Raw genomic sequence first — 6,871 nt, 5'->3', positions numbered from 1 at the left:
AATAACGCGACAATCCACGCAAAGGCCCTCCGGCTCCTCAAGGACACGATCGGCTTCTTCTAACCCACCTGTCCACAGGTCTTGACGATTACTCGTGACCTGCTTATGGACAGCGGTGTCCTCCCGCGAGTCAACCGGCAGCTCCTGCTCTACCAACGCTGGCTGACCGAACGGCTCGCCACCATCGAGGAACCCGAACACCGTCAGCTTCTGCGGCACTTCGCCATCTGGCACCAGTTGAGGCACCTGCGGGCAAAGGCAGAGAAGGCACCCTTGGGACGCTCCCAGACCAACCACACCAAGCAGGAAATCACCCAGGCCGGCGCCTTCCTCGCATGGCTCGCCGACCGAGGGCGCACAATCGGGCAGTGCCAGCAGGCCGATATCGATGCATGGCACACCGAGAGCCTGGCCACCCGCCGTCCGTCCCAGTCATTCCTGCGGTGGTGCATGAAGACCGGCCGGATGCCCCGCCTCGCGCTACCGCCCGCCGTCATCACCCAATCCTCTATGCGCAACCCGTCAGCCGCATCGTTCGCCTCACCATCGACGACATCATCGACGACGAGACGACCGTCACCGTCCGACTGGGAGAGCCGCCATCTCCACTGCCGGAGCCCGTCGCCGAGCTGATGCGGGCCTACATCCGGTCCCGCCAGCACCTGCCCTACGCCAGCAGCAGGAGCTCAGCGTGGCTCTTCCCCGGCCGTCAGCCCGGACAGCCCATGAACCCGGTCAGCCTGCAAGTCCATCTGCGTGAGATCGGCGTCCCGCCGCAGCGCGGCAGGACCTCCGCCATTCGGCATCTCGTCCTCCAGGCCCCGGCTCCCGTCATCGCGAAGGCGCTTGGCTATCACTACAAGACAGCCACTCGCTTGGTCACGGAAGCCGGAGGAACATGGAGCCGATACGCCCCCGGTGACCACCAGCGATGAAGCGCGGTACTTACGCTGGGTCCGCTGAGCCGCGATTGTCCTCAACATGGACGACGTGAAGCTCGGTGCCGTCTCGGTGGCGCTTGGAACGTCCGAATAGCCCGACAGCGATCTGCGACTGATCCTGAGGCTCATCAGGGCCGACATAGGTAAGTACGTCGTTGTGATGCCCAGTGACGACCCATCCCTCGACGTCCTTGGGGTCGATCACCCCAAAGTCTCCTGCCGAAGATCCGGCATGAGCCGGGCCGAACTTCTTCAGGAGGTCGGTGGCTTGTTCAGCAAGCTCCCCTTCCGGAGTGGTCAGCACGACACAAGTGCCATGCTCGAACAGCACCCACGACTTGCGAGGGTCGGCTAGAAGCCGCTGCCAGACGTCTATCAGTATCTCGGTGTCCACGCTGGTCATCATGCCGCAGAGCACCGACACAGGGTGACGATCGGCCTGCGGCTACGGCGAATACGCGACACCTGAACATGCGGGCCTACCAGTCCCAAGGCCGGGCTCCGCCTGTCCCCACCGACCGCGAAGGCGGACCCATTCATTTGACAGCTTCTTTCAGGCTGCGGATCATCAAGAAAAACGGGGTGGTAGGACTAACCGGGGGGACGGTTCGAACGATGCCGGACGCGCAGGACATCACCGAAGGCGAGGACGAGGAGCACCTCTTCGTCGATCCGATCCTTCCCAGCGAGACACGAGATGCCCTGGAGGCATCCGCTGGCTATTTGTTGACTGCCGAACAGAAACGTGAGCTCCCCCGGGAACCCGCCGAGCGAAAGCGCAGTCCCGTCCTGCGCGCCGTCGGCTGGCTGCTGACGACGGCGGCTTTGATCGCCATGCTCGTGAGCTCGCAGTCCAAGATCGGGATCGCGATCACGGTGGTGGTCTTCGGACTGTGCTGCATCGGTGCCCTCGGCAAGGAAGCAGAGACGGCCAGCTGCCTCGCGGTCGTCTACGGGCTGGGCGTCCTCGTCATGCTGTTCTTCCTGCCGGCCGGGTGGATGGTGCTGGCAGCGGCCGGATATCTGGGCTGGCTGGGGCTGCTGGTCACCCTGCGTCCCGGCGGCTCCGGGAACCGTCTGGAGCGCGAGTACCGCCGCCACTACGTGCGCCTCACCGACCTCGACGGTGAGGGCCGAAGGATCGCACTGCGGACCGTACAGTCCTCGCTGGCCGGGGAGGAGCTAGCCGGGAGCGTGCCCGCAGATGTCAACGTTGCGCCCGCCTGTCAGTTGGTCGCGGAGCAGCAGTGGCACATCGTTCAGACGCTCGCACTGCGTGAGCAGCTTCGCAGCGAGCTGGCGGACCGGATCGGCTCCACCGGGTCCCCACAGGTGCTGGCTGCCGCAGGTCCGCAGATCGAGGTACTGGAGACCGTGCTCCACGTCATGGACAGCCAGGCCAGGGCTCTTGAGGAGTACGTGGCCCGCGTGCGGCGAGCCGTCGAGTTGGCCGACGAACGACGTCAGATCGTGGAGATCACCGACCGCAACGACGCCTATGCCGACCTGATCGCTCTGGCAACCGGCGGACAGCCGGTCGAGATGGCCATCGACTCCCATGACGTGACGGAGGCGGAGCGGGAGCGCGATCTGTTGACGCGGGAGATGGTGGACGCCGGGCGGTGGTTGTCAGCAGCCGCAGCCGAGGCACGCGCCGAGGTGGAAGCGAAGCTGACCACTTTGGCCAACCCGCTGGATCGATCCCACTGAGCGACTCTGATGCGTTAATAACAGCTGGTCAGAGTGGGTGTGAGCATAGCTGGCTGCCCGGTGGTCGCGGAGGACCGCCAGGTGTCCGGGCTGCTGGTCAGGCTGTGTCTTCCCTCGGGTTGAGGGTGACGGTGAAGCCAAGCTGGTTGAGCTGGTCGATCGCTCGGCGGGTAGCGCGTTCGGGGTCGCGGCGGGTCAAACAGTCGCCGCCGAGCTCGTGGTAGGGCAGAGTATGTGCCAGATCGCGGTGATGATCGAGTGTTCGACGGCGACCAGCGCCCTGATCGGGCCGCGGCGGGCGGTCAGCCGCTTGTAGCGGTGATCGAGCACCTGGGCGAGCAGCTGGGTACCGAGGACGGCTCGTGTATCAAGCGGTACACCGAGCGGCAGATGACGGCGTACGAGCACGCGTGGGAGATCCGGGGCTTGCAGGAATGAGTCCATGGTCCGTGCCGCACCGAACGCGGCCATCCCCAACGCCCCTTTCAGGTAGGGGTTGACACCACCTCCGACCTGGACGATCCGCTGGCCAGGCTCGACCGACACACCGCCGATCACCAGGAAGAATCCTCCGCCGAGCCAGCTACGTGATCAACCCCCGAAGGACTTCCGGACCGGACCACTTAGCTACTGCGGCGCCAGAGGGAGTGAAGCGGAGTTCGGGGTCTTCGACCAGGTTGCCTGCGACGGTGATGACGGTCTCGCCTGCCATGGACGGGCCTTTCGAGGGGAGGGGCCGGCCCGCGGGTGCGGGCCGGCTGGGAGGGGGTCAGGAGAACAGGATCTTCCAGGTCTGCGGTCCGGGGATGCCGTCGGCGTCGCCCTTGAGGGAGGCGTGCGCGAGCTGGAAGTCGCGGACGTTCCTGCGGTCCGCGTTCGACCACTTCGGCCCTGGGCCCAAGGCGTAGTGCTTGCCGAAACCCTTCCGGACGAGCTGCTGCCCGAGCAGGGTGATGGACGCGTTGTTCTTGCCGGGGCCGAACTTGGCAGCGCCGGGGAACGGCGGGGCCGGCTTCGCCGTGACCTTGTGTGCGACATCCCGCGAGTTCCCCTGAGCCCCGCTGGTTCCCTGGGCCCATGGCCAGGGGGTTCTTCCTCTTTCGCGTGCTTTGCTGGCTTGTGACGTAACTTCGGGATTCTTGAAGCGTTCTCATCTCGTCCGACCGATTCGCAGTCGGGTCGAAGGCGGGGAGGCTCGGGTTGGCGGCGCTGGCAGTCGTACGGGACCTGCGTGAGCACTGGGCGCCCGCGTCGGCTGAGGAGCTGGAGCGGTTCGAGACCGATGTGCTGTCCGGGTTTGTCCTGGCACGGGCCTCAGCAGGGCTGGCGGACGGCACCATCCGCGGGGACGTCGGTCACCTGGATCAGATCAGGACCTGGTTCGGCCGGCCCTTGTGGGACATGAAGCCAGCCGACGCGGACGTGTACTTCGGGAAGGTTCTGCGGCACTCACCCAGCGGCACCCGGCTGGGCCGGTCGCAGGCGCTGAGCACGTACTTCATGTTCCTGGAGCTGCGGCACAAGGTCGAGATCCATCGTATGACCGGCCGGGTGGCCGAGTGCCCGATCGACGAGATGAACCGGCCGCGCGGGGCCAAGGACGCCCAGCTGCGGATCCCGCCGAGTGAGCCGGAGATCGCGACGTTGTTCACCGGCTGGGGCGGCGAGCTGGCCACCTGCCGGAAGTTCCCCCCAACCCGGAACTACACCGCCTCGAAGTTGATGTCCCAGGTCGGCCTGCGGGTGAGCGAGGCGTGTGGGCTCGACCTGGACGACATCAAGTGGGACCTGGGCCGCTTCGGCAAGCTCCACGTCCGCCACGGCAAGGGGGCCCGCGGCTCGGGGCCGCGCGAGCGGATGGTTCCGCTGATCAATGGTGCCGACCGGACACTGCGGTGGTTCATCGAGGACGTGTGGGGCCAATTCGACGACGATCACACTCGCCCTGGTGCCCCGCTGTTCCCCTCTGAGCGCAAGAACACCGACGGCTCCGCCCGCCGGGTCGGCGACGACGCCCTGCGCAACGGGCTCGACAACGCGGTCCAGGCTCATCTGCCGAGCTGGACGGACAGGTTGACACCGCACGTCCTGGGGCATTTCTGCGCGTCCCAACTCTACGGAAACGGGCTGGACTTGCTCGCAATCCAGGATGTCTTAGGACATTCCTGGATCGCCACGACCATGCGGTATATCCACGTGCAGCAGACCCGGGTCGAGGACGCCTGGGCCGCCGGGATGGAACGGGCCGCGAAGCGGCTGGAAGGACTGGCCCGATGAGGTGGAACCTGCGGCTGACCGCCGCGAACAAGGGTATCTGGAAGGCGTCCGAGCTCCAGCGGAGCCTGGCCGAGCACGGCCTGGTGATCTCGGCCGGCAAGATGTCCGGGCTGTGGTCCGGCCAGCCGGTCTCGCTCAAGCTGGAGGACCTGGACGTCATCTGCGTGGTCCTCGGCTGCGAGGTCGGAGACCTGCTGATCCCCGAACCGGAGAAGGTCAGCCGCCCTGGCCAGGCAGAGGAGACGGAACGAGCCGCGGTCGGTGCGGGAACCGCCGCACCGAAGGTGATCCCCAAGCGCCGGGATGGCCGGTCGCTGCCGCCGGAGTGATCCGGTGGCACGGTTCCCGAAGGGCTACGTCAAGCCCACCGACTCCTGCGACAGCTGCCTGGCCTGGGGAAACTCCAGCGGCCGCCTCTGTCCCACCTGCTATATGTTCGGCCGCGGCCACGACGCGGCCGTATGTACCGGCTGCCGCCGCGACCAGCCGCTGAAGTGGAACTACTGCCGCCTGTGCTGGTGCCAGGCCCGCCTCAGTGCGAAGGCCGTCGTCGGTCGGCCCAGGGACGAGACGGACGTGCGGGACCGGCTCGCCGCCATCCGGCATCACCAACTGTTCTTCGTCGGGATGGACTACCGCAGGAGACCGACCCCCGCGGCTCGGACGCGCGGAGGACGGCGGGGAGCCACGCGCAAGCCGCCTCCTGCACCGGCCTGGCGCCCGGATCCCGGCTGGCGGCAGCTACCACTGTTCGCGCAGATCCCCCGTGACTACAGCCAGCTCGCCCTGGCCGACGCCGACCTGTCCAGCCCGTGGCTGGCCTGGGCAAAGTACCTCGCCCACCGGCTCGCCGAGACCCGCGGGTGGGGACGCAACATCCGCTTCGCCGTCAACCGCGGCCTGGCCCTCGTCCTCACCGGCCACGTCGAGGGCGACGTCATCCGGCACACGGAGATCTTCGCCCCGCTGCGGGCCCTGGACCTGCCGGTCGGCCACACCGTCACGGTCCTGGACGAGATGGGGATCTTCGAGGACGACAGCGAACCCTCCTTCGAACGCTGGCTCGCCGAGAGGCTGGAGGGTCTCGCACCCGGCATCCACTCGGAGGCGGAGCGCTGGACCCCGCGTCCTGCGCGACGGCGGCCCCCGCAGCCTCCCGCGACGGGAAGGCACGGTCTGGCTCTACCTCAACCGGGTCCGCCCGGCCCTGCTGGAATGGTCGAACCCCTACGACCACCTGCGGGAGGTGACCCGCGACGACGTCCTCACCTACATCAAGACACTGCACGGCCACCAGCGCCACGACCAACTCGTCGCCCTGCGCTCGCTGTTCACCTGGGCCAAGCGGAACGGGCTGATCTTCCGCAACCCCACCAGTCGGATCAAGGTCGGGCAATACGAGTACGCCGTGCTGCAAGCGCTCATCCCAGAGCAGGTCGATCGCTCCGTCGCGGCGGCCACCACCCCGGCGACGCGGCTCACCTCTCCCTCGCAGCGGTCCATGCCGCCTGGGTCGCCCAGATCGCCAACCTCATGCTCGACGACCTCGACATCGGCAACCGTCGGCTGACCATCGCCGGACGTGTCCGCCCGCTCGACGACCTCACCCTGAAGCTGCTGCTGGACTGGCTGGAGCACCGGCGAAACCGGTGGCCGAACACCGCGAACCTCCACCTGCTGATCAACAACCAGACCGCCACCAGGACCAGTCGCGCCAGCAACCACTGGATCAGCGCTTCGATGCGCGGGCAGGACGCGACGCTGGAGCGGCTCCGCGTCGACCGCCAACTCGAAGAGGCCCTGACGCACGGGCCTGACCCGCTCCACCTCGCCGAGGTGTTCGGCCTCGACGAGAAGACTGCGATGCGCTACGCGGACTCCGCACGGGCTCTGCTGCACCAGGCTGCTGAACAGCCACTTCAGTGACGTCTGCTTGACCGGTC

At 67.1% G+C, this 6,871-nt stretch carries 8 protein-coding genes and 2 pseudogenes; 5 read left to right on the top strand and 5 right to left on the bottom strand.

The window, feature by feature from the left end; all coding sequences use genetic code 11:
- Positions 1-399: hypothetical protein (locus ACFXOM_RS32705; protein WP_385040917.1), on the bottom strand; the 399-nt coding region annotated here is incomplete at its 3' end.
- A 44-nt stretch (positions 400-443) separates the two neighbouring features.
- On the opposite strand from ACFXOM_RS32705, the gene ACFXOM_RS32700 reads away from it, so the two are divergent.
- Positions 444-935 carry a hypothetical protein gene (locus ACFXOM_RS32700; RefSeq protein WP_385040914.1) on the top strand — a complete coding sequence of 164 codons (492 nt, stop codon included), beginning with the start codon at positions 444-446 and terminating at the stop codon, positions 933-935.
- Positions 936-945: 10 nt separating this feature from the next.
- On the opposite strand, the gene ACFXOM_RS32695 is transcribed toward ACFXOM_RS32700, so the two are convergent.
- Entirely contained in the window at positions 946-1,347 is a 402-nt protein-coding gene (locus ACFXOM_RS32695) for a hypothetical protein (protein ID WP_385040928.1), read from the bottom strand.
- A gap of 209 nt (positions 1,348-1,556) precedes the next feature.
- Here ACFXOM_RS32695 and ACFXOM_RS32690 point away from each other — a divergent pair, with 209 nt between their 5' ends.
- Positions 1,557-2,651, top strand: coding sequence for a hypothetical protein (locus tag ACFXOM_RS32690; RefSeq protein WP_385040911.1), 1,095 nt, complete (start codon positions 1,557-1,559; stop codon positions 2,649-2,651).
- Between the two features lie 195 nt (positions 2,652-2,846).
- Here ACFXOM_RS32690 and ACFXOM_RS32685 read toward each other — a convergent pair whose 3' ends face one another.
- The 3 genes and pseudogenes from ACFXOM_RS32685 to ACFXOM_RS32675 all read right to left on the bottom strand — a co-directional run.
- Positions 2,847-3,209, bottom strand: coding sequence for a hypothetical protein (locus tag ACFXOM_RS32685; RefSeq protein WP_385040931.1), 363 nt, complete (start codon positions 3,207-3,209; stop codon positions 2,847-2,849).
- A 61-nt stretch (positions 3,210-3,270) separates the two neighbouring features.
- Positions 3,271-3,363, bottom strand: a pseudogene (locus ACFXOM_RS32680) (single-strand DNA-binding protein); the annotation flags it as partial.
- Between the two features lie 57 nt (positions 3,364-3,420).
- Positions 3,421-3,639, bottom strand: a pseudogene (locus ACFXOM_RS32675) (peptidoglycan-binding protein); the annotation flags it as partial.
- A gap of 212 nt (positions 3,640-3,851) precedes the next feature.
- Between ACFXOM_RS32675 and ACFXOM_RS32670 the strand changes: the two are divergent.
- Genes ACFXOM_RS32670 through ACFXOM_RS32660 form a run of 3 tightly spaced genes read left to right on the top strand, consistent with a single transcriptional unit; the run spans position 3,852 to position 6,854 of the window.
- Positions 3,852-4,928, top strand: coding sequence for a tyrosine-type recombinase/integrase (locus tag ACFXOM_RS32670; protein WP_385040908.1), 1,077 nt, complete (start codon positions 3,852-3,854; stop codon positions 4,926-4,928).
- Complete coding sequence (locus tag ACFXOM_RS32665) at positions 4,925-5,257, top strand: helix-turn-helix domain-containing protein (RefSeq protein ID WP_385040906.1); 333 nt, start codon at positions 4,925-4,927, stop codon at positions 5,255-5,257. The genes ACFXOM_RS32670 and ACFXOM_RS32665 overlap by 4 nt, the downstream gene beginning before the upstream one ends.
- A gap of 4 nt (positions 5,258-5,261) precedes the next feature.
- Positions 5,262-6,854: a hypothetical protein gene (locus tag ACFXOM_RS32660; RefSeq protein WP_385040904.1), complete on the top strand. Its 1,593-nt coding sequence runs from the start codon at positions 5,262-5,264 to the stop codon at positions 6,852-6,854.
- Positions 6,855-6,871 lie beyond the last annotated feature (17 nt).

The sequence above is a fragment of the Streptomyces sp. NPDC059169 genome (assembly GCF_042755225.1).
GTDB lineage: Bacteria > Actinomycetota > Actinomycetes > Streptomycetales > Streptomycetaceae > Streptomyces.
The sequence above is the reverse complement of the archived record's forward strand: the minus strand, read 5'-3'. Positions and strand labels throughout refer to the sequence as shown.